Genomic DNA, 23,252 nt, shown 5'->3' with positions numbered 1-23,252 from the left:
TCTAAAGGCTAAAAGATAAAAGGTGTCTCGTGGGGGACAACTGCCAGAAAAAAGATTAAAAGCTGGCGGCTAGATTCCTAAGTAAGCTGGGGCCTTGGTAGATGAAGGCGGTATAGACTTGCAAGAGATCGGCTCCGGCATCCAGGCGCTCCTTGGCCGAGGCGGCATCACTGACTCCGCCGCAGGCGATGACCGGAATTTTTGTTTGCTGACGGATCGTGCGCAGTGCGGCCAGAGAGCGGATACGAACAGGAACCCCGCTCAGCCCTCCTGTCTGATCTTGGGAATGAGGAATCCCAGAGTGGTCGAGCGTGGTATTGGTGGCGATCAGGCCAGCAAGTTGCTCCGTCTCGGCAAGCTGGACGATTGCGATCAGATCCTCCTCCGCAAGATCGGGGGCCACCTTCACGAAGAGCGGGCAACGTGGGGTCCCCTCCCAATCACGCAGTGTGCGTATGATCCGGCCCAGAGCCTCGGTCGATTGCAGATCGCGCAGACCTGGAGTATTGGGTGAGCTGACATTGATCACGAAATAATCGCCCAGACCATGCAGGCGCTTGAAGGAGGCCAGGTAATCCTCATGGGCCTGCTCCGCAGGCGTCACTTTCGACTTGCCGATGTTCAGTCCCACGGGAATGCGCGGCCAGCGACCTGCGGCTCGAAGTCCCTCCAGACGCGTTGCAACCGACTCGGCTCCCTCGTTGTTGAATCCCAGCCGGTTGATCAGGGCATGTTGCTCGGGATAGCGGAAGAGACGGGGCTTCGGATTGCCCGGCTGGGCCAGCGCGGTGATCGTACCGATCTCCATGAAACCAAATCCCAGGGCCTCCCAAGCGGGAAGAGCGATTCCGTTCTTGTCCATCCCGGCAGCAAGACCGATCGGATTTGGAAACTCGATTCCCGCTATGGAGCGGGGGCATCGGGGGCTTGTAGCCATGGGCTTGCCTGCGGTTAACCGGAGCAGACCGGGATGCTGCGATCCAGCCTCCAGAAGACTCATCACGGCGTCATGGGCCTGCTCGGCATCCAGGGCAAAGAAGATCGGACGAAGGAAGCGTTGGTAGAAATCCATCTAGAAATGACCTTTATCAGCATTTCAAAAATCAGGAACGCACGAAATCAACGTTCGGTGTGAAGGCATTTGCCACAAAAGGCACAAGAAACACAAAAAAGACACGGGGCTAGATTCAGCTTTCAAGTTTCAGGTTTGATGGCATCCGCCTCCCGGCGGACGGTGCCACCCTTCGGACAACGACTCTGTCGTTGTCTTCCGTGCTCGTTCCCACGAGCTTGGTTCAGAATTCATCCTATCTCATCATGCTCCCTATCACCCACCTCTGGACACGTCTCTCTTCTGTCAAATGGGAGGACGCCTGGGTCGAGCGACTGCGCTTTGCCGGTGAGCAGAACCTGGTCATCAAGAAGTTCCCCGCCTCCCGTTCTATCAAGCTCGATCTCTACACCGATGCCACTAACGGCAAGAAACTGATCAAGGCATTCGGTGGCACCCTGCGCCCTTTTGACGCCAAGGGATGGCAGCCTCCTGCATCCAAGATGATCGATCCTCTCCGCATCAGCGGAATGCTGCGCATCTATCGCGATAAGGTTCTCTTCGCGAAGGAACACAATACCGGCAAAGGTCTGCCCCTGCTCATTCCCAGCGGCATGGCCTTTGGCACCGGAGACCATGCCACCACGACCCGCTGTCTCCAGCTTCTCGTTCAGGCCTCTGCTCCTCTGCGCATAGCTGGCAAGCCGTGGTCGTTGCTCGACCTCGGTTGTGGCTCGGGAATCCTGGCTCTTGCCGCCGAAACACTCGGCGCCGGGAAAGTCCTCGGCTGCGACTTCGATGAAGCCTGCGTCCGTATCTCCAAGGAGAATGCTAAACTCAACAAGCTAACCGCACCTCGCTTTATCAAGGCCGACGTCCTCAAGTGGAATGCCAGTGAGATGGGTAGCGCCTACGACATCGTCACGGCAAATCTCTACTCGACTGTCCTCACAGCGGCCTCCCCGATGATCATCACAGCCATCAAACCCGGCGGAGTCCTGATCCTCTCCGGCATCCTAGCTGTGGAAGAAAAAGCCATCCTCAAGACTTTCTCAAAACTCCGCCACATCAAGACACTCAAGCGCGGCAAATGGGCCGCGGTGATGATGAAAAAAGGCTGAAGCGGTTTAGACTGAAGGCTGTTGGGGCAGAATTATGAAGGCCCGAGTCTCGTTTTCATTTGAGGACTTCCAGGGCTTGGAAGTTTGGATGCAGCGCTAGGCCGCCAAGCGAAGCTGTATATCTTATACTGCGAGTGCAGGCGAACAACGCACTGCGCCGAAATCCCAAGCCGCCTCTTATTCTTCGCCGAAGCGGGTCCTTATCAGCTGCTCCAGTTCCGTCATCACCGTCGTTGCATCGTCGCCCTCGGCGGTGACACGCAGAACCGATCCCTTGCCAGCGGCCAGCATCATGAGTCCCATGATGCTCTTGCCATTGACGCGCTCTCCATCCTTCTCAACCCAGACCTCGGAGCGGAAGCGGCTGGAAGTCTTCACGAAGAGAGCTGCGGGGCGGGCATGGAGACCGTTCCGGTTCTCTATGGTGAGATCCTTGGTGGCCTTGGAGTCGTCTGCTTGAGTGGTCATATCTTGAAAGAGTTCCGTGAAAATATTCTTAGTGATCCCTGGCGGGTTTCATCGCGCGCAGGAGGCGGTCGTTGAATTCCCGGGCCGTGTCATGGCCCATTCCCCTGAGTTTTTGATTGAGGGCCGCGACTTCCACGAGTCGGGCGAGATCACGGCCTGGTCTGACGGGAATGGTGACATGCGGGATGGGAATGCCGAGGATCTCATAGGTATCCCGGTCGAGTCCCAACCTATCAATCTCCTCGACGTCGTGCCAATCCTTTAGAGTAACGATGAGGTCGAGCCGTTTCTCGGGCCGGACGGATCCGGCGCCGAAGATGGCGGCCACATTGATGATGCCGATGCCGCGTACCTCCATGTGGAAGCGGGTGAGTTCCTTGCTGTTGCCAATGAGCTCGCGCCCCTCGAGATTGCGGAAGCGGGTGATGTCGTCGCTGACCAGGCTGTAGCCACGCTCGATGAGTCCGAGGACGCACTCGCTCTTGCCGATCCCGCTGGCGCCGCGGATCAGGACTCCCATTCCCATAATATCGACCATGCTGCCGTGCTCGGAAGCCACGGGGGCGAACTCGTCCTCCAGAGCAATGGTGGCTGAGTTGATAAACTTCATGGTCACCAGGGGCGTGCGGAACACGGGGGTTTCTGATTTGGCTGCAAACTCGAGCAGGCCGATCGGGAGAGGAAGTCCCCTGGCGATCACGAGGCAGGGGATCCGCTGCTCGAAAAGAGACTCGATCCTGGTCGCGCGCTCCTCGGCGGGCAGGCTGCGGAGATAGCTGAGCTCGGCGTGCCCGGCGACCTGGACGCGCTTGGAGGCGAAGTACCTGAAGAAGCCGGCTAGGGCAAGGCCTGGCCTATTGATAGTGGGCTCGGCGATGGGTCGCTCCATGCCGGCCGAGTCGCCCATGAGCTCGAGCTCGAGCGCCGGTCCGTGATCGGCGAAGAACTTGCCGACCGTGAGAGACTTGAGCAATGGATCCTTGGTCCGGGCCATGGCTACATTGCGAAGGATTCGCCGAGGTACAGCTTGCGACTGATGGGGTCGCGCAGCAGGAAGTCCTTGTCCCCCTGGCTCTCGACGCGCCCCTCGTAGATGAGATAAGCGCGGTCGGTGATCGCGAGCGTCTCGCGTACATTGTGATCGGTGATCAGGATGGCCAGCCCCATGTCGCGTAGGTCGGAGATGATCTGCTGCACGTCGTATACGGCGATGGGATCCACGCCGCTGAAAGGCTCGTCCAGCATGAGGAGCTTCGGGTTGGTTACCAGCGAGCGGGCAATGGTGAGGCGGCGCTTCTCGCCGCCGGAGAGGGTGAGAGCCTCGTTCTTGGCGATATGGGTGATGCCGAATCGCTCGAGCAGCTCGTCGCAGCGCTCGTCCCGCTCCTTCTTGGACAGGGAGGTGGTCTCCAGAATCGCCATGATGTTCTGCCTCACGGTGAGCTTGCGGAAGATGGACTCTTCCTGGGGCAGATAGCCCATGCCGAGCCGGGCGCGCTTGTACATCGGGTCATGCGTGACGTCCTTCCCGTGAAAGAAGACACGGCCACCATCGGGGCGGACCAGCCCGACGATCATGTAAAAGGTGGTCGTCTTGCCCGCGCCGTTGGGGCCTAGCAGTCCGACGATCTCACCCTTGCGCACGTGGATATCGACACCGTTCACGACGGAACGGCCGCCGTAGATCTTCATCAGCCCGTCGGTGCGCAGGATGGGCTCGTCAGCCAAACTTGCTGCGGAGGCTGCGTCGGCGACGACTTGTTTGGGATCAGTTTCTAGGCTCATGCGTATTCGGGGAAAATCAGGGGGTGGCGGGCTTATCGCCCTGACCTTGATCGATGATCATGGTGCGGCTGGCACCGATCGTGCGTGAGCGGCCCTTGGAGTTGAGGATCATCACCGTTGTACTCTGGGTGGCGACCTGGTTGTTGATGCCTTGCTGGATCTGCGGCCACTCCTCCAGGGTCACGTCACCGGTAGCGGGGTCGTAAGTCGCCTTGCCGCACTTGCCGACCGATTTCACGAGATCGCCGCGGTCGTTTTTCTTCTGCTGGGTGACGATCACATTGCCCATGGCAATGACTTGCTGAAGTCCCCTGCGGTCAGCTCTGAGAACCACGTGCAGCTTCTCGCAGGTGAGGTCGAACTGGGGGTCGCGCACGATGACATGCCCGATAAAGTCGGCGGAGTTGCTGGCATTCTCGAAATTGGCCCCGTCATCACTGTCGATGATCGTGCGTGCGTTCTTGGGGCGCTCCTCATTCCCGGCCATTCCGAAGATACCGGCCGCCGGGCCTGACGGAGCCCCTGCAACCGGTCCAACCGGTCCAATAGGTCCAACAGGCCCTGCAACCTGCGCTTGCAACAGAGCCACTTGGCCGGCGGCAAGGATTCCCATGCCCATCAGAACAAAGGAGATTCGGATGTGAGCGTGGAGAGGGAATGGGCGTGAGCGTGGGAAGTTCATGGTAGGTTGGCTGTTTCCCCGTTGCGGAAGGAGGCATGGACCCGGCCCTTGAAAGTGCCAGATCGTGCGAGGGTGTCAAACTCCGCGCCCTGTCCGATGATCTCGAAATCCTCCCTGCGGATTGTCGTCTCCGTGTCGGCGACAAGCACCTTGGACTCCATGTCGAGGATACTATGGGGGATCTCCACGATAATGGTCTTCTCCTCCTTCTCATTGAACTCGATCTTCAGCTTCCCAAATTCGACCTGCTTCTCGTCCAGTTTGCGGGCCGTCTCGGCGATCAGGTTCATGGTCAGCTTGCCGTTCTCGTCGTACTGGGGGATCTTGATCCCCTTGACCGGCTCACCCACCGGGATGGGGAGATCGATTTTCTGGCCCTGTCCCTTCACTTTGGCGGCAACGGGTGAAGGTGCGGTGGTGTTGCTGCCCAGGAATGCTGAATCCGGCGCAGCGACCAGGATTCCTGTCACCGACAGGAGCAGAACAACCGGCACAAAGCGGAAAAACTTGGGATCAGACAAGCGCACGGCGGATCGCGATAAGGGATTTGAGAACGGCCGGGAGATGCGCGTGGGAAATCTGGTTCGGCCCGTCCGAAGGGGCCTTGGCGGGATTCTCATGGGTCTCGATAAAGATCCCATCCACCCCAGCGGCCATGGCGGCACGTGCCAGCACGGGAGCCAAATGCCCGTCACCCGTCGTATGGCCGCCGCCGCCGCCCGGACGCTGGACGGAGTGCGTGGCGTCGAAGATCACGGGGAAGCCCTGCTCCCGGATCCAGTAGAGAGAGCGCATGTCGGCGACCAGGTTATTATAGCCGAAGGTCGTGCCGCGCTCGGTGAAACAGAAGTGCTTGCATCCCGCCGCCTTCAGCTTGCCGGCGATCGGGGCTAGATCCCATGGGGCAAGGAACTGTCCTTTCTTCACATTCACGGCTCGTCCAGCAGAGACCGCCGCCCTTGCAGCCGCCTCGATCAAGTCGGTCTGACGGCAGAGAAATGCGGGGATCTGAAGCAGATCGATGAAGTCGGCCGCGATCTCCGCCTCCTCGGGAGTATGGATGTCGGTGGTTATAGGCACCCCGATCGCCTCACCAGCCTCAGCAAGCATCCGGCAGCCATCGAGAACCCCGACCCCGCGGTAGGAAGAGCCGGAGGTGCGGTTAGCCTTGTCATAGGAGGCCTTGAAGATGAACTGCACGCCGAGATCATCACAGATCGCCTTGATTATCCGCGCTGAACGCAGAAGCGGCTTCTCCCCCTCGATCACGCAGGGACCGAGAATGAAGAGCGGCTCCTTGCCACCAAGGGTCACGGAACCGATGGAGATCTCTTTTCCGGGGGATTTGGTAGTTTTGGCAGGAGTCTTTTTCCGGGATGGCATGGATTTTTGACCTTATCCCCTGTAAGGCATGCTGGTCACGAGGATTGTGCAGGATAGTTCCCTAAGGAACCGCTGACGAGGGCGCTTTTTTTCAATGGACTTGCGCCCATTGCATCATCCGCTGGGCATCGTCGAAGATATACCGAGCACGACTTCCGAGCTGGACCAGAATGAAGTCTCGCCCCCCCTTGCTATAACTGGTGATAAGACACTTGCCTGCTGATTCGGTAAACCCGGTCTTCATCCCATTGCAGTAGGGATCGTGCAGAAGGAGCTTGTTCGTGGGGTCGAGATTGCAGAGCCGGCCACTAGCATAGCGGAAGCAGTAGGACCTCATCGCCATGGCATCGCGAAGGTCCGGATTGCGATAGGCCCGGAAGGCGATGCGCGCCATATCTCGCGCCGTCGAGTGCTGTGAGGCTGGCAGTCCGTGAGGATTCACGAAATGGGAACAAGTGGCCCCGCAGCGGACGGCCAAGCCATTCATCTCCCCGGCAAAGCCACCAAGGCTTCCGGCATGAGAACGGGCGAGCGCGGCGGCGCAATCGTTCGCGCTATGGACCAGCATGGCACTCAGGAGCTGACGGCGCGGATAGCTCTCACCAGCCCGGATCCCGACCTTTGTCGGCTCTACCGCCGCATCCTCTCGGGCGATGCGAACCGGTGCGTCGAGCGGATCCTGTTCGGCGACAATCAGGGCCGTCACGAGCTTCTGAGTGCTGGCGACCTGACGCAGTTCATCGGCATTCTTCTGGTAGAGCGTCCGGCCGGTCCGGGCATCGATGAGAATCGCCGAGACGGCATGGATCGGCGGGGCATCCGCGGGCCAGAGTGATCGGGCGGCATCAGGGGCGACCACAACAGGTTGGCTCGAAGCAGGCCTGCTCTCTGATTGTTGGGGTTGTTGAGCATCATCCAGGGCACATCCGGAAAGCAAAATGAAAAGCAGGGGCAAAAATCGGCGTCGTGACATCACTCTTCCGTAACTGCAAAATCGGCACGGGCAAGTCAAACTATCAAAACTATCCCTTTCCTACTCTTCCGGACTTGACCGGAAGCCCGGCACAGACCGAACTGCTGCTTGTTTTCCTTTCATGAATTTTCCGATTCCTAAAAATTCTCTGCTGAAGGTCTCATTCTACCTTCTGATCGCGATTGTGGCGATTGCAGGATCTTTCCTGCTGGATGATCCCGTCTCCAAATTGGTGCAGGCTTCCCATCACGGTCACTGGAAACACAAACCCGTAGCGGAGCTGCTGAGTCGCTACGGAGACTGGCCAGAGCTGATGGTGCTTGGAGGCATTGGTTTCCTAGTGGCCTGGCGTCTGCGCAATGTCCGTTGGCAGCGCATGATCCTCGCGGCAATGATTGCCTCCACGCTAGCGGGCATGACGATAAATCTCTCACGTCTGACCACCGGCAGAACCCGCCCCAGGGCTGTTGCGGAACAGGGATGGTATGGACCTAAAAACGGTGAGAAATGGCTGATCGGCGAAGCCGACTTCAACAGCTTCCCCTCGGGCCACACGGCTACCGCCTTCGGCTTCGCGGGAGTTTTCCTTTTTGCTGCCCCAGAGTGGGGCTTGCTAGCCATCGTTGTGGCATCTGCCGTTGCGATCTCCCGCATTCTGCTCGGCGCCCACCACCCATCGGATGTGATCACCGCCGCAACCGTGGCCTTGGGGATCGCCTGGCTGGTATGGGAATTCCTCGGCCGCCGGGGCCGGGTTGATTTTGGGGATAGGGGATAGGTTATCGGATCTCGGGAATAGGCCCTTGGGTGATCCGGGGGGCAAATTAACCCAAAGATTGCATGAGGAACACGATCACCGATGGGTGAAGAAGTTGAAGATTTTTACAGGGATCCGTAACGGATGCGGAGCAACGGCCGGGCCAGCCAAGGGGATAAAAGGGATGTTTAAAACCGAGTCCTTGGTTTCGTGGGCGAACCGAGGATGATTTTCAGATTGTCCGACTCAGCTCGATGCCAAGAACGCGGCCCACGGCACTCGGGAATAGCAGACCGAGGCAGCCGAGCACTGCGGTCACAATGGCTCCGCAGTTGGGCAATAGCATCATTTTGGAGACAACCCTTTCAAGGCTCTAACGACAGAACTGTCCGCCGCGGGCGGCCAGTGACATCCGAATTCGAAACTGACGCGGCCCGCCCGCATTCGGTCCAGTGATCTTGTTCGGCAGCATCACGCTCATCCTGCGGGATGAATGGTGAACACGATGCCGGCCTCCGTGCAAATCTTCTTCAAATCGTCCAGATGACCTGCCAGCGCCTCAGACTCCCCATCGCACGTAGGCCAGCAATCCAAGGTCGAACCACGCGGCAAACCTTTGAAAAGCTTCTTCAACGTCTCAGGACTCAGGCACACGGTCTCGCCACCACGAATGGCGCTCGTGCCGCCGAAGATGAACACCCATTCAGGGCGCTCAGGCTTCGACTCATAAACACGCCCAACCGAGAGTGAATACTTGTTTGTCGGAACTGCGTCGGCTGCCAGAACCAACGACGCAAACGTAATGAACAGGAAACCGATGATCCTTTTCATGTCTATTTGACGGTGAATGTGACGGAACGCTCCGCTGTCGCCGAACGTGGAGATGCGCTGCCGACCACTGGAAGCGGCGCATGGCTTTGGCATGATTGTAATTTAATCATTCTTGGCCTCCCTTGAAACAGCCGCGCTGTGGACGGTTAGCTCCTTCGTCTTGTACTGCAATTTTTGGTTTAAGTTGTATGAGTAGAAATCGCGATCGGCTTACCCTCCGGTAGCCGTTTCAATGATCACACCATCAGCAAAGTGGTAAATACATAATGCACTCATAATTCCGAGTGTAGTACTGTTAAAATAGTAGACATAGGCAGCGCCTTTTCGTGGAACTCCATTGCAATATTCTGATGAAATCCTTGTTAGCTTCATTTTCGAATAATCTTGTTTTGTTTTTCCCGCAATGAACTTCTGGATGTGGTCTATGGAAGTTAAGATTGATAAATCTGGCTGACTAGACGGAACCGAAGCGTCCTTTGCCTCAACAAGAATTGTCGACATCAGATAAGCGGATAAAATCGCAAATATGATGGTTTTCATTTTATCGCAGAACGTCCCACATCACCTATCCCGGACCGCTGGCGCGACGGATGCCAGCGCAGTGAAGCGGAGCCAGCATCCGGCGTGACGGTGGGTAGGGATTAGGTGCATGCGCTCGTTAGCTTTCTCTTTTGTATTCAAGGGTTCCTTTGCCTTTTAGTGGTTCAGACTGAAAGATCTTCTTTCCGTCTTCAAGAATAGTAAGAGTGACATCCGTATCATCCTCAGCGCTCGTGACCGTTACTTCCTCAAAAAACTGTCCCATGAAATTTGATGATGGCGACTTGAATATGCGCTCTTGATCAACTCCGCTGGCATTCCACTTCGCCTTTATCTGAACCTTGTTCTGCCCTCGCCCCATGACCATGAAAGTGATGGTCTTATCAGGAGGGCCGCTCCATCCCAGGTCGGTGCTTTTGCTGGAAATGAGAAAATACTTTCCGTCAATCACAGCATACGGTGCACTTGTAGAGTTCATCCCATTGCCCGCGTCTTTATATTTGGTCTGGATAAGTCCAATTGGCGTATATGTCGGCTCGATTTTCTTGCCCCGCTGGATAAACACGGTCGAAAAATCCGCTGGCAGGGGTACGAGGGTAATTGAATCGATCTCCTTGTCTGTGAATATCATCTGTTGGACTTGGGTAGCTTGTTGTTTGTCTGCTTCACTCATGCCTTCGGAATAAGTGAGGGGGTTGAGCTTCTCGGCGCTTCTTTCTTGCATCGCCGTGCGGTAGGCTGCAATGAATTCCTCTGGAGAAGTCGGTTGTGCCAGAAGGGCAATAGGGAAAATGCCGAGTGAAATTGCGATGATGCGTGTTAGGTTTATCATATTGTTTTGCTAACGTCCCCGATCACCGGCTCCTGCCCGTGACGCGGGTAAGTGTTCGGTGGATCGCATTGTTCGAATGTATTTGTTATTTGAAAAGCCAAGCAACTGTCGCAAAGCAAATTCCGAAAATCATAAAAGACATCCCAAAAGCAAAAAGAATAAAACTACGCTTCGATAAGCCGGGCTCCAGGACCGATGTGGACATCACTGAGGGATCGTAGAATACTTTGATATCTTTCCCTTTTGGATACTTCTTTACAAATCGCTCAGCAAATCCCCGTCCTGCTGAAACGCTCTTCATGCCAAAGGCAACTATATCTCCCTCGTATTGTTGTCCTTGGATAAAATATGAGTATTTGATTCCGGGAGAATAGGATGAGCCACGTTTACTGCCGGAGCGACGCTCGACTTCCGAGTATATAACAGTCCCATTTGTATGAGGCCAACTTCTACTGTCGTAGGCGTGAACAATATTGCGAACTCCAAATCCTGCCATGATTCCACCGGCAAGAATGAAAACTGCAAAAAATAGGGAAATAATAGGCATATTTATTCCGAACGCTCGAAGTCAGCCGCCGAGCGCAGCGAGGTTGGCTGGTCTGATTTTGTTCGGATTGTTTCCTTTTGAGGCTCTCCAAAGTCAGAATCGCTTTGGTTGAAAGAATGCTTCTCGAATCCAAGTATATAACAGCAATAGCAAGAGGGCAGTCTGGATGCCGACTCCAAGAAAATAAAAAAGTCCGGCTAACGCAGTTGTCGAGGCCAAAGCTTGCACAGTTATAGCAGTAACAACAAAAGTTAAAACAAAAGCCGCCAAGATGATCCATACTGTGATACTCGCGATAGATGAACTCCTACACTTTGACATTCCGGGGAGCATAAAAAACAGTGCGAAGGATGGTGCTAAAATAATTGCGAACAAAATGTTGAAGTAGCGGCTGACCATATCCCATGAAAAGGGCCTGTCCAAATCACCTGTTGACCAAATCAGAAGCAGAAAACTAAAAAAAACGATCCCTAGCGCTGTGATTCGTGGAAATCTGAGCAAGTGCATTGGGAAGTATTCTTTTCCTAACGCTCAAGATGAGCTACCGAGGCACGCGTGCCAGCGCGGGACTCGGTTAGCTCCATCGTATTGTTCGACTTCATTTCTCTGTGGCCAATCGCTTGAGGGAACGCGCCATCCAAGGACTCGGATGCTGCACTCCAAACCAAAAGTCTGCCGTGACCCACGCAGGAGTGTTCGGTGTGGCACTCTTCAAGAAGAGAGTGCACTCGCCATCCTTCTTAATCAATGGATGCTTGTCTTTAGCATCCATCTCGAAACGCATGATGTTGACCTTGAGAACTTGGTCCTTCAGCTTGCCGTCGCCCTTGAGAACATCCTGAACGCGAAACTCACAAATGTAATTGGGAACGCCCGACTCGGAAATGATGCCAATCGGCTCGGACGTGATCTTGCCCATCACCACGAGGTCTGACTTGGACAGGAAAGACTTCAGAGTATCGTCACCGGAGTCGCCACGAGCCGGTAAGACTGCGAGGAGCGAGGCAAAGAGGGCGAGGAGTTTCATGATGTTTCCGCCGAACATATTTAGGGACAACGTGTCATTCTATTGCATTAATGGAAGAGATTTGTTTTGGATGGGGCATCTTCATAGGCGCCCCGTCAAATCGCGGAGAGTCATTTTTCATTCCATCGTAATTTCTGCCTTCCGATTACTCTTTGAACCGAACGAGGGAGCAAACTTCCATCGGGGCGAGTTGATCACGGCCGCCAAGACCCTCCAGCTCCACGACGAAAAGCGTCCTCAGGACATTCGCCCCGAGCTGCCGCAGCAGGTGAAGCGCCGCACGGGCCGTTCCCCCGGTGGCAAGCAGGTCATCCACGAGGATGACGGGTTCACCGGGAAGGATGCTGTCGCAGTGGATCTCGAATTCGGCGGAACCGTATTCGAGATCGTAGGCATGGGAGATGGTGCGGAAGGGGAGCTTCCCCTTCTTACGGACGGGAACGAATCCCGCGCCGATCCTGTAGGCCAGGGCGGCACCGAAGATGAACCCCCGCGCATCGAGGCCGACAACCTTTGTAGGTGCAAGATCCACGCACTCTGCAGCAAGGAGATCGATTGAGGCGTGAAAAAGCGACGCGCTCTCGAGCACGGGTGAGATGTCGCGAAAGAGAATGCCCGGCTTTGGAAAGTCGGGGATCGAGCGGATCGCGCTTCGGAGATCGTCGGCTTGCATTCGCAGGTTGATAGAGAATTCCTAGTCCCCGAAACTGATTCCCAAGGCGCGGGCTGTCCCCACGAGTTGGCAGTCCGGAGAAACCTTCTTGAGATGATGAACCGCCTCAGCGATCGGCACGTCGAGCACCTCGTAATTCTGGTAACTCACCATGGTTCCGAAACGTTCCTCCCGGGCTAGCTGGACAGCCTTCACGCCAAAGCTAATGCCCAAGATACGGTCCAATGTCGTGGGGTCGCCACCACGCTGCAGATGGCCGAGCACGCAGACGCGGGTCTCCTTTTTACTGCGCGCCTCGACTTCCTGGGCAAGCATTTCCCCGATACCGCCGAGTCTCCATTCGCCGCTGGCGGACTGCTTGCGAAACTGCTGGCCATGCGAGGTGCGCGCCCCTTCGGCCACCACGATCATGGTACTCTTGAATCCAGCTTCATCGCGTTTCTGAACCACCTCGGCGACTTTCTCCAGAGAGAAGGGGATCTCCGGGATCAGGATGACGTCGGCGGCTCCCGCGAGGCCTCCCCAGAGAGCGATCCATCCGGCATGGCGCCCCATCACCTGGACGACGATGGCACGCTTGTGGCTAGCTGCCGTGGTGTGAAGTCGGTCGAGCGCGTCGGTGACGCAAGCCACGGCGGAGTCGAAGCCGAAGGTCATCGCCGTGGCCTCGAGATCGTTGTCGATCGTTTTTGGCACGCCGATCATGGGGAAGCCGGCACGGTAGAGCTGCAAGGCCGTGCTCATCGAGCCGTCCCCACCGATGGCAATGATGGCCGAGAGATCCAGCTCGCGGCAGGTCTTGGAAGCCTTGGCGATCACCTCCTCGGGAATCATGGACCGCTCGCCCCCGGCAATCTTGGAAGTGAAATGTCCCTTGTTGGTGGTACCGAGGATCGTTCCTCCCACCTGCATGATTCCGGCCGTGTTCTCGCGATTCAGCACCATGGTATCTCCCCCTTCGACCAGCATCCCCTCGAAGCCGTCACGGAAACCGAGAACCTCCCAGCCCAACTCCGTGGCTGCGGAATAGACTCCGCGCAGGACCGCGTTCAGGCCGGGACAGTCGCCCCCGCTGGTGAGGACGCCGATGCGCTTGGAAGACATCGGCGTTAGAGGCAGTTGGAAGACTTGGCCGGACGGCCCTTAACGGCCCAGTCGTTGTAGAGTGCCCAGCCGTGCTGGATAAGGCCCAGCCCTTCCTGCTCGCGATTCGTCCCACCCAGCAGAACGACGATAATACGGCGGGGAGTCGTCAGGATGGTGTCACCCTGATGAACCACGTCGGGTGTATGCTCGGAAGTCAGGATGATGCAGTCGCCGGCACTCGAGGTGCGGCCGGTCTTCACCCCGTCGATGTGGTCGGTGCCGAGGAGCTTGTTGGTGTTGGCGATCTGAAAGGCGAGATTTGTTGCGCCGCGCTGGATATGGATCTCGCGTGAGGTCTGGGAGACATAGAACGCGAGACCCGATTTGGAATAGCCGTAGCGGGTGAGCCGGGCCAGATCAGCGGCGGTGGAGTAGGGACGAGCTTGGCCCTCGGGTGTATCCAGACCGTGGGGATTAAGGAAGAGGGTGTGCCGCATCCCAAGCTGACGGGCGAGGGCATTCATGTTGGCCACGGTGTTGCCCGCGGGATCAAGGCCGGTGGGGTTAGGCAGGTTACGTCCGATATGATCGGCCAGCGTGACGGCCGCCACGTTGTCGGAAGCCAGCAGACAGCAATAGAGTAGATCGCGGAGCGTCAGTACATCTCCGGCCTGGAGACCGAGAGGATTGATCCCGCCGGTGGAAGTGATGGCCTGCTCGGGAACAATGGCAGTTTCATCCAGGTTCCCTTTCTTGATCTGGGACCAGTCGATGGTCACCATCGCAAGCGCCAGTTTCGTCAGGCTGGCGGTGGGCAGCTTCCTGTTCTCAGCGATACCTTCGAGTACACGACCGGTCTGATTGTCGACGATAATCGAGCTCTCAGCGCGGAGAACGCCGACCATCATGGCCATGAGAAGAATGAGTCGTAGCGCTTGCATGAAGTAAGAACTGTAGCAGGTCAGAGAAATTTTCAAACCCCGATGTCATGCGGTTTCCTAGGAGATCTAAGTCCCACGGGTGTTGCCGAAGAGCTCAATGTGAATTCGCGGCGCAAAACGGAATCCATGTTCGAGACACATCTCGGCAAGCAATGGCCCTTTCTGACGCAGGGTCTCGACATCGGTTCCCTGAGGCATGAGCAGGACACGATCCCGAGTGAATCCGGGAACAGCGCCCACCTCATTGAGCAACTCCTCGATTTCTGGGAGATCCTCGACTTGAGAAACCACGAACTTCAGCTGGCACGGACCGGCCTCCAACCACTTGCGGATCACATCCGGCTGGAGTCTGGTCTTCTCATGGCGCTCTTTCCAAGGACCAGCGACTTCCGCATCAGGAGTGGAGTTAGCAAGCTTGGGACTCAAAGAGCCTAAATCAAATACCACTCCCATTCCGTCGACATCGGGAGGAATTGTCGCCGCAGTCTCAATTGTGATGTGCTTACCCTCAGCGCGGAGTGCTGCGGCCAACTCCCGGATGCCGGATGCCACCATCGGCTCCCCGCCAGTGAGCACGACATGCTGGCAGTCGTAGCCTCGAACCTGCCGAAGGATCTCCTCCAAGCTCATCTCCTCACCCTCGGGATTCCACGAGGCATACGGGGTATCACACCAGCGACAGCGCAGATTGCAGCCGGAGGTGCGCACAAAGACGGAGGGGACACCCAGCAGTAAGCCCTCTCCCTGGATCGAGTGGAAGATCTCCGAGATTCTCATAGATGCGAGGGTTTTGGCGGAAGCGGTTCCGTGGAAGCATAAATTGTCGGATCCGGAACTCCGGCCAGCAGGAAAGCCTCGCGTCGTTCGACGCAGGTGCCACAGGTGCCGCAGTGCACCTCATTGCCCTTGTAGCAGGACCAGGTATGGGAGAAGTCGACACCGAGTTCCGCTCCCTGCCGTACGATCCCCGCCTTGTCCTTGGCAATGAAGGGTCTGAGCAGCTCAATCCGTGCATAGGTTCCCTCGCGGATCGCCCGTGCCATAGGCTCCATGAACGACTCCCGGCAATCAGGGTAGATGGCATGGTCCCCGGAATGGGCCGCAATGACGACCCCCTCCGCTCCCCGACTCTCGGCAAATCCGGCGGCGATCGCGAGCATAATGCCGTTGCGAAAAGGGACAACCGTACTCTTCATCGATTCCTCCTCGTAGTGACCGTCCGGTATGGTACCGCCGCCACTCAGGAGATCGGACCGGAATTCCCCCGCGACGAATCCGAGGGGTGCGATGCGATGAGAAATGCCGAGCAGGTTGCATTGCCACGCAGCCATTGGGAGCTCACGGGCGTGATGTTTCGCCCCGTAGTCAAAACTGAGAGCGGCCACCACCTCGTGAGCGCGAAGCGCATCATGCAGGGCCGTGATGGAATCGAGTCCGCCACTCACCAGGACAACGACCTTCACCGGCGCCCTGTCTTCGCTTTCGAGCCTTCGTAGGTCGCCTCGACACGGATGCCGATGCCGCCCCGCGGAAAGAAATCCCCGATCACCTTGGCCCGACGTGGCGAGATCGCCTGGACGATGTCATCCAAGATCCTGTTAGTGATTCCTTCAGCAAAGACCGCCTGGTTGCGGTAGGCGCCGAGGTACTGCTTGAGCGATTTGCTCTCGATACAGCGCCGATCAGGAGTGTAGCGGATGATGATCTCGGCAAAATCCGGCTGGCCCGTGACGGGACAATGGGAGGTGAATTCCTGCGTGGAGAACGTCACCTCGTAATCCCGCTTGGAAGGGCTTTCAAAGGTTTCCAGAACGGCCTCTTCCGGTGAAGAAAGCTGCTGGAGGGGGCCGCCTCCCAGGAGGGTCAGGTTCCGGGTGTCCGACTGCGGTTTGGATTGTTTTTTGCCCATGGCACGATGCTTTCCGAGCGGGCGGCATCCGCCAAGCCAGAAGTCTTGACCATTGGTCTCCACCATGGGTCTTCTCCTTTGATATCCGCCTTTGGGGATGTCTTGTGAATAAGTTGTGTGTAGTGGCTTCATCTGGTCCTCGGAAATCCGTGGAACAGATCGCTTCGATCAGATCATCAAGCGGCTTTTACCTCTTCGAATCTCTCTTCATGCCGTGGAACATTCTCTGATCACGGCCTGATCAGCGGTTTTTCCATGGCGATTCCGTAACATGGCATCAAATCAGGCTCTACGGGCAATCAGCTCATGAAACCCAGAGGAGAACCTCTGTGAATAACCTGAGCTATCTTATCAAGAACACAGAAAAGATGCCCTTAAACCAGCGCCGTCAGTAGCTTGACATGGAGGCCATCGAAGGCGCCGTTGCTCAAGACCACAAGCACATCCCCCTTCTGGAGCTGGGGACGGAGTTTCTCAATAATCCGGTCAGCTGAAGGCTCATGGAAGGCGGGCTTCCCTAGTTGCTGCAGATCGGCGACCAGGCGCTCTGCATCAAGCCGCTCCGTGGATTCCAATTCGGCCGCACGGTTCACCTCGCCGATGACCACGCCATGCGCGGCGGCAAAAGCCCTGGGAAACTCCTCCTGAAAGATGGCGCGTCGTGTCGTGTTCGAGCGCGGCTCGAAGAGAGCCCACAGGCGCGATCCTGCATACTGGCGAGCAAGCCCCTCGAGGGTCTGACGAATGGCCGTGGGATGATGGCCGAAGTCATCGATGATGGTAATGCCGCCGACCACGCCGCGCACTTCCTGACGTCGCTTGATCCCCTGAAATGCGAGCAGGGCCTCACGGATCAACTTCGTGGGAACTCCGTAGAAGTGTGCCGCAGAGACAGCCATCGCGGCATTGCGGATATTGAACTCCCCTGACATGGGAATCTCGAACTTCTCGCCGAAGAGTTCAAAGCCACTGCGTCCATCCTTCTGCCACGGATGCAGGATGCGGTTCCCGGCGTTTTCTGAAAACCCGACCTCGACGATCGGTGCCTGGCACTTCTGCGACACATCGATGCAGTTCTGATCATCGCCATTGATCAAGACCAGGCCTTCCGAAGGGACCACGTTGAGAAGCCTGCGGAAACTCAGTTTTATCGCCTCCAGATTCTCGAAGATGTCGGCGTGGTCGAACTCGATGTTGTTCACCACGACCAACTCCGGAAGGTAGTGGAGGAACTTCGAGCGCTTGTCGAAAAAGGCGGTGTCGTATTCATCCCCCTCGATCACGAAATGCCGGGAGTTGGAAGGATCCCGGAGACAGGCCCCTTGGCCAAGATTTGCGGGCAAGCCTCCGATCAGGTAGGAGGGATTCAGTCCCGCATATTCCATGATCCAGGCCGCGATCGATGTCGTAGTGGTCTTTCCGTGGGTGCCGGTGACGACGATATTGTGGCGACCGCGGAGGAAATGGGAGCGGAGCACTTCGGGCAGGGAGACGTAGTTCAGCTTGCGGTTGAGGACTGCCTCGACCTCGGGATTGCCACGCGAGATGGCGTTGCCGATAACGATAAGCGTCTCCTCCTTGGGAAGGTTCTCCGGACGGAATCCGGCAGAAACATCGATCCCGCGCTCGGCCAGAAAGTCGCTCATCGGCGGATAGGCCTGGTTGTCGGAGCCCGTCACGATCCAGCCTTGTTCCTTCATGCCGACGGCAACTGCGCCCATTGCGGTGCCGCAGATACCGAGGAAGTGGACTCGGCGCGTTGCGGGGGTCATAGCCCGTTAACCTCCAGAGGATAGAGCTTACGGTACTCAATGGCCTGCAGGCCGATGATCGCGGCAACTGCGGCGATGTCCTCGCTCAGAGTTCCGCGCGAGAGTTCCGCGGCAGGCCGTGAGAGGCCGGTCACGATCTGGCCGTAGACCTTGGCACCGGAGAGGTATTGGACCAGCTTGGCGGCGATGTTGCCGGAGTTCAGATCGGGGAAAATCAGGACATTGGCTTTTCCGGCTACCAGACTGTCGGGCAGTTTGATCTGCGCGACAGCGGGCACGATCGCCGTGTCCCCCTGCAGTTCTCCATCGATCTCCATCGGATAATCCAACCCGGCGGCTCCTCCGACGCGCACCGCGAGCTCCTTGGCCAGCGCGGCGGCAGCTGACATCTTGGTCGCTGAGGCGTGGGACGAGCTGCCATGTGTGGAAAAGCTGAGGAAAGCGATGCGCGGAGTCGTTCCAAAAACCTGCCTAGCCAGAAGGCCCGTCTGCACACCGATCGAGGCGAGCTGATCCACCGTCGGCTCGGGCACCACGCCGCAGTCGGCGAAGAAGAGTACCCCCTCATCGCCGAACTCGTGCCGCGGCACCTCGATGATCATCGCGCCCGATACAACCGGCGCGTGGGGCAGGGGCTTGATGAGCTGCAACAGGGGGCGGAAGAGCGAAGCAGAGTACGATCCCACCCCGCCCACCAAGCCGTCCACCAGCCCATGCTGCAACATCATGCAGGCAAAGTAATTCGGGGTGATCAGCAAATTGCGCAGATCCCCCTCGGCCATTCCATTGTAACGTTCCAGCACCGCCGCCATCTTCAAGAAACGCGGCATCTCCGAGGAGGTCTCCGGATCCACGATGGCCACCTTTTCCAGCGAGACGTGATGGGAGGCCGCTAACTGCTGGATCTCGTCGCGCTTGCCGATAAGCACCGCCACACCAAGCCCCTGGTCGTTGAACATTCGAGCCGCCCGAATAACGCGGGGATCGTTTCCGTCCGGGAAGACGATCCTCTTCGGATGACGGCGAAGTTTTGCGTAAACAGATTGGAGAAACGACATCTGTCCATAAGGGTGGAAAAGATCCGCCTGATAGACAAGGATGTTCCCAGTCGCTGGGCCCCTCATGCCGAACCAATTATTTTCTTTCAGGTTTCAAGCTTCAGGTCACATCCTCTAAAAAATGATCACCAAACTCCTCCACACCCGCTATCGCGTTCAGGAACTTGAGAAGACGGTTTCTTTTTACCGCGACGTCCTCGGGTTGCAGGAAGTCCGCCGGAGCGAGAGCGGACGCGGTTCTAAGCTGGTCTTTCTGAAAGCCCCCGGAAGCACCGAGGAAATCGAGATCTGCGAATATAACGCCAGCGGCCCCGTGGTGGTCGGGCCGGACCTCACCCATCTCGCCTTCGAGGTCACGGATCTGGAGGCCTTTGCCAAGGAGGCCGCAGCCAAGGGCTACCCGCTCAGTGACGGGCCCCATCACACCTCCTCAGGCTCGATCATCGCCTTCATCGACGCCCCTGAGGGTTACGAAGTGGAGCTGATCCAGCATGCCCGTTAGGGAAGAGAAAGGTAATCCTTAGGATTTTTTCCTTCAGCCTTTAGCCTTTAGCCTTCACCCTTTTCACATGATCCCTGAACCCAAAAAAGTCGTCGCTAACTCCACGAAGTTCCTCGGGGAGTTTAAGGAATTCATCAGTCGCGGGAATGTCGTCGATCTGGCGATCGGCGTTATCATGGGAGCCGCCTTCGGCAAGATCGTCGCCGCCCTGGTCAGCGACATTATCATGCCCCCGATCGGACTGGTCCTGAAGGGCATTGACTTCAAGGACCTCTATCTTCCCCTTAACGGCAAACACTACGCCACATTTGCCGATGCCCAGAAAGATGGGGCTGCTATCCTAGCCTACGGGAGCTTCATCAACACGGTGATCGAGTTTGTGATCATCAGCGCCTGTGTATTCGCTCTTGTGAAGGCCATCAACACGCTGAAAAGAACCGAATCCGCAGCCGCAAATCCGACGAAAACAGAAGAGCTCCTAACCGAAATCCGCGACTCCTTGAAAAAGTAGCCCCAGCTTAATGAAGCGGCTCCTGGCATTTTTAGCCGCGATTTTTATTGCTGCGACACCTGCCTATGCCAGGTCGAAATCCAAGGCCTCGAATCCGACTTCCAAATCCACACCAGACCCCACAAAGGACCCGATCGTTAAACGGATCCTCAGTGATCTGCAGCCATCACATCCGCACATGACGGCCAAAGAAGTGGTCCAGACCAGCAATGCAGACATCCGGAAGATGTATGTTGCCATGTATTCCAAGCAGGGCTTGAAGTTGATAGAGGCCAAGGAAAAGGCGTCTGAAATTCCGCTAAAAAACTGATTTCGGTATCCATCACAACAAGTCGCTGTGATTTTGATGGGCGCACAAGGGCCGAAAACCGAAGCGCTCTATGGAAAATAGCGCGCGCGCTGAGAACACAGTCCGGCGCCAAAAGCACGCGCCTTAGAGCGGGTGAGGGGGCGTAGCATTCCGACAGAGAAATAGAGCATTGATAGTTCTTGTGAGTATTTTCACTCATGTTACTGAGTAATTTGTATGATTCGCCAATTCATCCACGATACCCTCCTAGAAAGACTGTCCGAGAAAAGGCGCTTCATCCAGGTGCTGGCAGGTCCTCGACAGGTTGGGAAGACCACACTGGCAAGGCAGGTCATGGAGAAGCTCGATTTGCCCTCCCATTACGCCTCTGCGGATGAACCTGCGCTGAAGGGATCCGCGTGGCTTGCCCAACAGTGGGAAATAGGGCGTCTGATGGCTAGAAATGGCTATGCCTTGCTGATCCTGGATGAAGTCCAGAAGGTGCAGGGATGGTCGGAATCGGTCAAATCGCTCTGGGATGCCGATACCCATAACAAGGTGCGCCTGCGCGTGGTGCTCCTTGGTTCCTCCCCTTTGCTCATCCAAAGCGGACTGACAGAGAGTCTTGCCGGAAGGTTCGAGGTCATTGCAGCTCCCCATTGGTCGTTTTCTGAAATACATCAGGCGTTCCGATGGGGAGTGGAGCAGTTCGTCTACTACGGCTCATATCCCGGAGCCGCCCCCTTGATCTCCCAACCGGATCGCTGGCGCAGATACATTCTGGATTCGCTGGTAGAGACGAGCATCTCACGAGACATCCTGCTGATGACAAGGGTGGACAAACCGGCCCTCCTTCGGCGGGTCTTTCAACTGGCCTGCGATTACTCAGGGCAGATCCTTTCCTACCAGAAGATGCTCGGTCAATTGACCGATGCCGGAAACACCGTGACGCTGGCTCATTACCTCCAGCTTCTCCAAGGAGCAGGCATGGTCGCCGGCCTCTCAAAATTCTCGCATGGAAAAGTTCGTCAGCGGGGTTCGAGCCCCAAACTCCAGGTGCTCAATACCGCACTCATGACCGTCACCTCGGGCATGAACTTTGAGGAAACTAGAAAGGACGGTAATGCCTGGGGTCGTTTGGTAGAATCAGCTGTGGGGGCCCATCTGCTTGGCGACACGCTGGGCAAGGATATTGAAGTCACCTACTGGCGTGACAGAAACATGGAGGTGGACTTCGTGATTCAACAGGGAAGAAATATCGTCGCGATCGAGGTGAAGAGCGGGAAGCGGAGGGAAGCTCTCAACGGGATGGCCTCATTCCAGAAACAATTCACTCCGCTGCGCTCACTACTCGTGGGAGGTGACGGGATACCTTTGAAGGAATTTCTCTCCACGCCGGTCGATCAGTGGTTGAAAAAATAGTGCCCAACCGGAGCTACTCTAGGCTAGCTCGAGCCATTCCAACACTCACCGGGCCGGCAATATTTTCCTGACAAATCCTGACAAACTAAAGGTAAATCCAGGCAACTTCATACAAGTGCTGCCTTTTTACTGATTGCCCGTGGAGGCTGTATTTATGAGCTCAAAAGAGGCGTTTTGCCTCCGAGGAAAGTGGAGCGGGTGAAGGGAACACCGAGTGCCGGGAGGCACGGTGTAGATTGACTGAAGGTAAACCCTTTAGGGCGAGGGTCGTGGGAACGACCGAACCAAGCCGATGGGAAGCGGCGCGGTAGATCCTGCGACCGCAGGACCCTGAAAGGGCTGCACGGCTTGCCGGGAGGCAAGTGCTGTCAATCAATCGAACCCCACGTCATTTACTACTAGGCTCAACAAACCAAATAACGGGTTTGTCTTGGAGCGGGTGAAGGGAATCGAACCCTCGTCTCAGGCTTGGGAAGCCCACATTCTACCATTGAACCACACCCGCGTATAAATTAGTCCCAGGAATTGATGAGGACGTTTGTATTGCCAACTTTTGGCGTCGACCAGACTCCGATATGTTTTGTCAGGTTGGTAGTTCCAAAGCCACCACGCAGGTCGACGTTGGATTGAATATTTGAATAATTGGTGTCCAATGCCACCGAGTAAACATTTGTGGCACTGAAAGGATCGCAGAACCCCAATGAGTTGGTGCCTCCTTTCCCGTTTTTCCAAGCGTTAGCCTCTAGGAAAATCAGTCCGCGGGGGTTGTTCACTGTGTCATTCGCAGTGCAGAGAATGGATGCCAAGTTTGTTCCGACAGTTGTTCCTGTATTTGATGGCAACCGGCCGTACTCGGTCTCGTAAGCAGTGATCGCCGTGGCAATCTGCACAATCTGATTCTTGGCGGTTGTCTTCTTAGCCGAATTCATGGCCGACTGGCCTGCAGGGAAGAGAAGACCCATTAAGATCGCGATGATGGCGATCACAATAAGCAGTTCGATCAGGGTGAAGGCGGAGGCTTTTTTGCGGGATATCGCGGTAGCAATCGGGAGGAAGTTCATCTCGCTACTTTCTGCCGACTCTCTTCCCGTA

Annotated in this window: 28 protein-coding genes and 1 tRNA gene; 6 read left to right on the top strand and 23 right to left on the bottom strand. The window is 56.6% G+C overall.

The window, feature by feature from the left end:
* Positions 1–55: 55 nt before the first annotated feature.
* Positions 56–1,072 carry a quinone-dependent dihydroorotate dehydrogenase gene (locus K8R57_06615; GenBank protein ID MCE9587969.1) on the bottom strand — a complete coding sequence of 339 codons (1,017 nt, stop codon included), beginning with the start codon at positions 1,070–1,072 and terminating at the stop codon, positions 56–58.
* A gap of 245 nt (positions 1,073–1,317) precedes the next feature.
* Here K8R57_06615 and K8R57_06610 point away from each other — a divergent pair, with 245 nt between their 5' ends.
* Positions 1,318–2,172 (top strand): 50S ribosomal protein L11 methyltransferase, encoded by an 855-nt coding sequence (locus tag K8R57_06610; GenBank protein ID MCE9587968.1) that lies wholly within the window; start codon positions 1,318–1,320, stop codon positions 2,170–2,172.
* Between the two features lie 177 nt (positions 2,173–2,349).
* On the opposite strand, the gene K8R57_06605 is transcribed toward K8R57_06610, so the two are convergent.
* From K8R57_06605 to K8R57_06575, 7 genes are all read right to left on the bottom strand, one after another.
* Positions 2,350–2,640 carry an HPr family phosphocarrier protein gene (locus K8R57_06605; GenBank protein MCE9587967.1) on the bottom strand — a complete coding sequence of 97 codons (291 nt, stop codon included), beginning with the start codon at positions 2,638–2,640 and terminating at the stop codon, positions 2,350–2,352.
* A gap of 28 nt (positions 2,641–2,668) precedes the next feature.
* Positions 2,669–3,634, bottom strand: coding sequence for an HPr(Ser) kinase/phosphatase (gene hprK, locus K8R57_06600; protein ID MCE9587966.1), 966 nt, complete (start codon positions 3,632–3,634; stop codon positions 2,669–2,671).
* Positions 3,635–3,636: 2 nt separating this feature from the next.
* Positions 3,637–4,425 (bottom strand): LPS export ABC transporter ATP-binding protein, encoded by a 789-nt coding sequence (lptB, locus tag K8R57_06595; protein MCE9587965.1) that lies wholly within the window; start codon positions 4,423–4,425, stop codon positions 3,637–3,639.
* Between the two features lie 16 nt (positions 4,426–4,441).
* On the bottom strand, positions 4,442–5,107 hold the full coding sequence (locus K8R57_06590) for a hypothetical protein (protein ID MCE9587964.1): 666 nt from the start codon (positions 5,105–5,107) through the stop codon (positions 4,442–4,444).
* The gene (lptC, locus tag K8R57_06585) at positions 5,104–5,628 is read right to left on the bottom strand and encodes an LPS export ABC transporter periplasmic protein LptC (GenBank protein ID MCE9587963.1); all 525 of its coding nucleotides are present in this window, start codon (positions 5,626–5,628) and stop codon (positions 5,104–5,106) included. Before lptC ends, K8R57_06590 begins: the two co-directional genes overlap by 4 nt.
* Positions 5,621–6,490, bottom strand: a complete 870-nt coding sequence (kdsA, locus tag K8R57_06580; protein ID MCE9587962.1) for a 3-deoxy-8-phosphooctulonate synthase — start codon at positions 6,488–6,490, stop codon at positions 5,621–5,623. Before kdsA ends, lptC begins: the two co-directional genes overlap by 8 nt.
* Before the next feature lie 91 nt (positions 6,491–6,581).
* Complete coding sequence (locus K8R57_06575; protein ID MCE9587961.1) at positions 6,582–7,463, bottom strand: D-alanyl-D-alanine carboxypeptidase; 882 nt, start codon at positions 7,461–7,463, stop codon at positions 6,582–6,584.
* A 121-nt stretch (positions 7,464–7,584) separates the two neighbouring features.
* Between K8R57_06575 and K8R57_06570 the strand changes: the two genes are divergently transcribed.
* On the top strand, positions 7,585–8,241 hold the full coding sequence (locus tag K8R57_06570) for a phosphatase PAP2 family protein (GenBank protein ID MCE9587960.1): 657 nt from the start codon (positions 7,585–7,587) through the stop codon (positions 8,239–8,241).
* A gap of 456 nt (positions 8,242–8,697) precedes the next feature.
* On the opposite strand, the gene K8R57_06565 is transcribed toward K8R57_06570, so the two are convergent.
* The 13 genes from K8R57_06565 to K8R57_06505 form a co-directional block, all read right to left on the bottom strand.
* Positions 8,698–9,144 (bottom strand): hypothetical protein, encoded by a 447-nt coding sequence (locus tag K8R57_06565; protein ID MCE9587959.1) that lies wholly within the window; start codon positions 9,142–9,144, stop codon positions 8,698–8,700.
* 117 nt (positions 9,145–9,261) lie between these two features.
* Positions 9,262–9,591, bottom strand: coding sequence for a hypothetical protein (locus K8R57_06560; protein ID MCE9587958.1), 330 nt, complete (start codon positions 9,589–9,591; stop codon positions 9,262–9,264).
* Positions 9,592–9,709: 118 nt separating this feature from the next.
* Positions 9,710–10,423 carry a hypothetical protein gene (locus K8R57_06555; protein ID MCE9587957.1) on the bottom strand — a complete coding sequence of 238 codons (714 nt, stop codon included), beginning with the start codon at positions 10,421–10,423 and terminating at the stop codon, positions 9,710–9,712.
* Between the two features lie 85 nt (positions 10,424–10,508).
* A complete protein-coding gene (locus K8R57_06550; GenBank protein ID MCE9587956.1) occupies positions 10,509–10,970 on the bottom strand; it encodes a DUF3592 domain-containing protein in 462 nt (153 codons plus the stop codon).
* Positions 10,971–11,568: 598 nt separating this feature from the next.
* Positions 11,569–11,997 (bottom strand): hypothetical protein, encoded by a 429-nt coding sequence (locus K8R57_06545; GenBank protein MCE9587955.1) that lies wholly within the window; start codon positions 11,995–11,997, stop codon positions 11,569–11,571.
* Between the two features lie 145 nt (positions 11,998–12,142).
* The gene (locus K8R57_06540) at positions 12,143–12,670 is read right to left on the bottom strand and encodes an adenine phosphoribosyltransferase (protein ID MCE9587954.1); all 528 of its coding nucleotides are present in this window, start codon (positions 12,668–12,670) and stop codon (positions 12,143–12,145) included.
* Positions 12,671–12,691: 21 nt separating this feature from the next.
* Positions 12,692–13,774, bottom strand: a complete 1,083-nt coding sequence (locus K8R57_06535; protein MCE9587953.1) for a 6-phosphofructokinase — start codon at positions 13,772–13,774, stop codon at positions 12,692–12,694.
* Positions 13,775–13,779: 5 nt separating this feature from the next.
* Positions 13,780–14,697: a serine hydrolase gene (locus K8R57_06530; protein MCE9587952.1), complete on the bottom strand. Its 918-nt coding sequence runs from the start codon at positions 14,695–14,697 to the stop codon at positions 13,780–13,782.
* Positions 14,698–14,763: 66 nt separating this feature from the next.
* Entirely contained in the window at positions 14,764–15,474 is a 711-nt protein-coding gene (locus K8R57_06525; protein ID MCE9587951.1) for a 7-carboxy-7-deazaguanine synthase QueE, read from the bottom strand.
* Positions 15,471–16,160 carry a 7-cyano-7-deazaguanine synthase QueC gene (gene queC, locus K8R57_06520; protein MCE9587950.1) on the bottom strand — a complete coding sequence of 230 codons (690 nt, stop codon included), beginning with the start codon at positions 16,158–16,160 and terminating at the stop codon, positions 15,471–15,473. The genes K8R57_06525 and queC overlap by 4 nt, the downstream gene beginning before the upstream one ends.
* Positions 16,157–16,606, bottom strand: coding sequence for a preQ(1) synthase (queF, locus tag K8R57_06515; GenBank protein MCE9587949.1), 450 nt, complete (start codon positions 16,604–16,606; stop codon positions 16,157–16,159). The genes queC and queF overlap by 4 nt, the downstream gene beginning before the upstream one ends.
* 374 nt (positions 16,607–16,980) lie before the next feature.
* Positions 16,981–18,378, bottom strand: a complete 1,398-nt coding sequence (gene mpl / locus K8R57_06510; protein MCE9587948.1) for a UDP-N-acetylmuramate:L-alanyl-gamma-D-glutamyl-meso-diaminopimelate ligase — start codon at positions 18,376–18,378, stop codon at positions 16,981–16,983.
* On the bottom strand, positions 18,375–19,436 hold the full coding sequence (locus tag K8R57_06505; protein ID MCE9587947.1) for a phosphate acetyltransferase: 1,062 nt from the start codon (positions 19,434–19,436) through the stop codon (positions 18,375–18,377). The genes mpl and K8R57_06505 overlap by 4 nt, the downstream gene beginning before the upstream one ends.
* A 121-nt stretch (positions 19,437–19,557) precedes the next feature.
* Here K8R57_06505 and K8R57_06500 point away from each other — a divergent pair, with 121 nt between their 5' ends.
* The 4 genes from K8R57_06500 (at position 19,558) to K8R57_06485 (ending at position 22,160) form a co-directional block, all read left to right on the top strand.
* Positions 19,558–19,938: a VOC family protein gene (locus K8R57_06500; GenBank protein MCE9587946.1), complete on the top strand. Its 381-nt coding sequence runs from the start codon at positions 19,558–19,560 to the stop codon at positions 19,936–19,938.
* A 67-nt stretch (positions 19,939–20,005) separates the two neighbouring features.
* Positions 20,006–20,449 carry a large conductance mechanosensitive channel protein MscL gene (mscL, locus tag K8R57_06495; GenBank protein ID MCE9587945.1) on the top strand — a complete coding sequence of 148 codons (444 nt, stop codon included), beginning with the start codon at positions 20,006–20,008 and terminating at the stop codon, positions 20,447–20,449.
* 10 nt (positions 20,450–20,459) lie between these two features.
* The gene (locus K8R57_06490; GenBank protein ID MCE9587944.1) at positions 20,460–20,759 is read left to right on the top strand and encodes a hypothetical protein; all 300 of its coding nucleotides are present in this window, start codon (positions 20,460–20,462) and stop codon (positions 20,757–20,759) included.
* A gap of 216 nt (positions 20,760–20,975) precedes the next feature.
* The gene (locus K8R57_06485; protein ID MCE9587943.1) at positions 20,976–22,160 is read left to right on the top strand and encodes an ATP-binding protein; all 1,185 of its coding nucleotides are present in this window, start codon (positions 20,976–20,978) and stop codon (positions 22,158–22,160) included.
* A gap of 431 nt (positions 22,161–22,591) precedes the next feature.
* Here K8R57_06485 and K8R57_06480 read toward each other — a convergent pair.
* Together K8R57_06480 and K8R57_06475 are read right to left on the bottom strand one after the other, a co-directional pair.
* Positions 22,592–22,665: transfer RNA gene (locus tag K8R57_06480), tRNA-Gly, on the bottom strand.
* A 7-nt stretch (positions 22,666–22,672) separates the two neighbouring features.
* Entirely contained in the window at positions 22,673–23,221 is a 549-nt protein-coding gene (locus K8R57_06475) for a prepilin-type N-terminal cleavage/methylation domain-containing protein (protein ID MCE9587942.1), read from the bottom strand.
* Between the last annotated feature and the right edge of the window lie 31 nt (positions 23,222–23,252).

Source organism: Verrucomicrobiota bacterium (assembly GCA_021413925.1).
In the GTDB taxonomy this organism is placed as follows: Bacteria; Verrucomicrobiota; Verrucomicrobiia; order Chthoniobacterales; family UBA6821; genus UBA6821.
The sequence above is the reverse complement of the archived record's forward strand: the minus strand, read 5'-3'. Positions and strand labels throughout refer to the sequence as shown.

Bases quoted from the DNA above. Each gene is read 5' to 3' on its own strand.
- K8R57_06535 (MCE9587953.1), bottom strand. From the start codon at position 13,774: ATGTCTTCCAAGCGCATCGGCGTCCTCACCAGCGGGGGCGACTGTCCC.
- mpl (MCE9587948.1), bottom strand. From the start codon at position 18,378: ATGACCCCCGCAACGCGCCGAGTCCACTTCCTCGGTATCTGCGGCACC.
- kdsA (MCE9587962.1), bottom strand. From the start codon at position 6,490: ATGCCATCCCGGAAAAAGACTCCTGCCAAAACTACCAAATCCCCCGGA.
- queF (MCE9587949.1), bottom strand. From the start codon at position 16,606: ATGGGCAAAAAACAATCCAAACCGCAGTCGGACACCCGGAACCTGACC.
- K8R57_06530 (MCE9587952.1), bottom strand. From the start codon at position 14,697: ATGCAAGCGCTACGACTCATTCTTCTCATGGCCATGATGGTCGGCGTT.
- K8R57_06540 (MCE9587954.1), bottom strand. From the start codon at position 12,670: ATGCAAGCCGACGATCTCCGAAGCGCGATCCGCTCGATCCCCGACTTT.
- K8R57_06490 (MCE9587944.1), top strand. From the start codon at position 20,460: ATGAAGCGGCTCCTGGCATTTTTAGCCGCGATTTTTATTGCTGCGACA.
- K8R57_06550 (MCE9587956.1), bottom strand. From the start codon at position 10,970: ATGCCTATTATTTCCCTATTTTTTGCAGTTTTCATTCTTGCCGGTGGA.
- K8R57_06575 (MCE9587961.1), bottom strand. From the start codon at position 7,463: ATGTCACGACGCCGATTTTTGCCCCTGCTTTTCATTTTGCTTTCCGGA.
- hprK (MCE9587966.1), bottom strand. From the start codon at position 3,634: ATGGCCCGGACCAAGGATCCATTGCTCAAGTCTCTCACGGTCGGCAAG.
- K8R57_06590 (MCE9587964.1), bottom strand. From the start codon at position 5,107: ATGAACTTCCCACGCTCACGCCCATTCCCTCTCCACGCTCACATCCGA.
- mscL (MCE9587945.1), top strand. From the start codon at position 20,006: ATGATCCCTGAACCCAAAAAAGTCGTCGCTAACTCCACGAAGTTCCTC.
- K8R57_06525 (MCE9587951.1), bottom strand. From the start codon at position 15,474: ATGAGAATCTCGGAGATCTTCCACTCGATCCAGGGAGAGGGCTTACTG.
- K8R57_06605 (MCE9587967.1), bottom strand. From the start codon at position 2,640: ATGACCACTCAAGCAGACGACTCCAAGGCCACCAAGGATCTCACCATA.
- K8R57_06570 (MCE9587960.1), top strand. From the start codon at position 7,585: ATGAATTTTCCGATTCCTAAAAATTCTCTGCTGAAGGTCTCATTCTAC.
- K8R57_06485 (MCE9587943.1), top strand. From the start codon at position 20,976: ATGATTCGCCAATTCATCCACGATACCCTCCTAGAAAGACTGTCCGAG.
- K8R57_06615 (MCE9587969.1), bottom strand. From the start codon at position 1,072: ATGGATTTCTACCAACGCTTCCTTCGTCCGATCTTCTTTGCCCTGGAT.
- K8R57_06500 (MCE9587946.1), top strand. From the start codon at position 19,558: ATGATCACCAAACTCCTCCACACCCGCTATCGCGTTCAGGAACTTGAG.
- K8R57_06565 (MCE9587959.1), bottom strand. From the start codon at position 9,144: ATGCCAAAGCCATGCGCCGCTTCCAGTGGTCGGCAGCGCATCTCCACG.
- K8R57_06555 (MCE9587957.1), bottom strand. From the start codon at position 10,423: ATGATAAACCTAACACGCATCATCGCAATTTCACTCGGCATTTTCCCT.
- K8R57_06505 (MCE9587947.1), bottom strand. From the start codon at position 19,436: ATGTCGTTTCTCCAATCTGTTTACGCAAAACTTCGCCGTCATCCGAAG.
- K8R57_06610 (MCE9587968.1), top strand. From the start codon at position 1,318: ATGCTCCCTATCACCCACCTCTGGACACGTCTCTCTTCTGTCAAATGG.
- K8R57_06560 (MCE9587958.1), bottom strand. From the start codon at position 9,591: ATGAAAACCATCATATTTGCGATTTTATCCGCTTATCTGATGTCGACA.
- K8R57_06475 (MCE9587942.1), bottom strand. From the start codon at position 23,221: ATGAACTTCCTCCCGATTGCTACCGCGATATCCCGCAAAAAAGCCTCC.
- lptB (MCE9587965.1), bottom strand. From the start codon at position 4,425: ATGAGCCTAGAAACTGATCCCAAACAAGTCGTCGCCGACGCAGCCTCC.
- K8R57_06545 (MCE9587955.1), bottom strand. From the start codon at position 11,997: ATGAAACTCCTCGCCCTCTTTGCCTCGCTCCTCGCAGTCTTACCGGCT.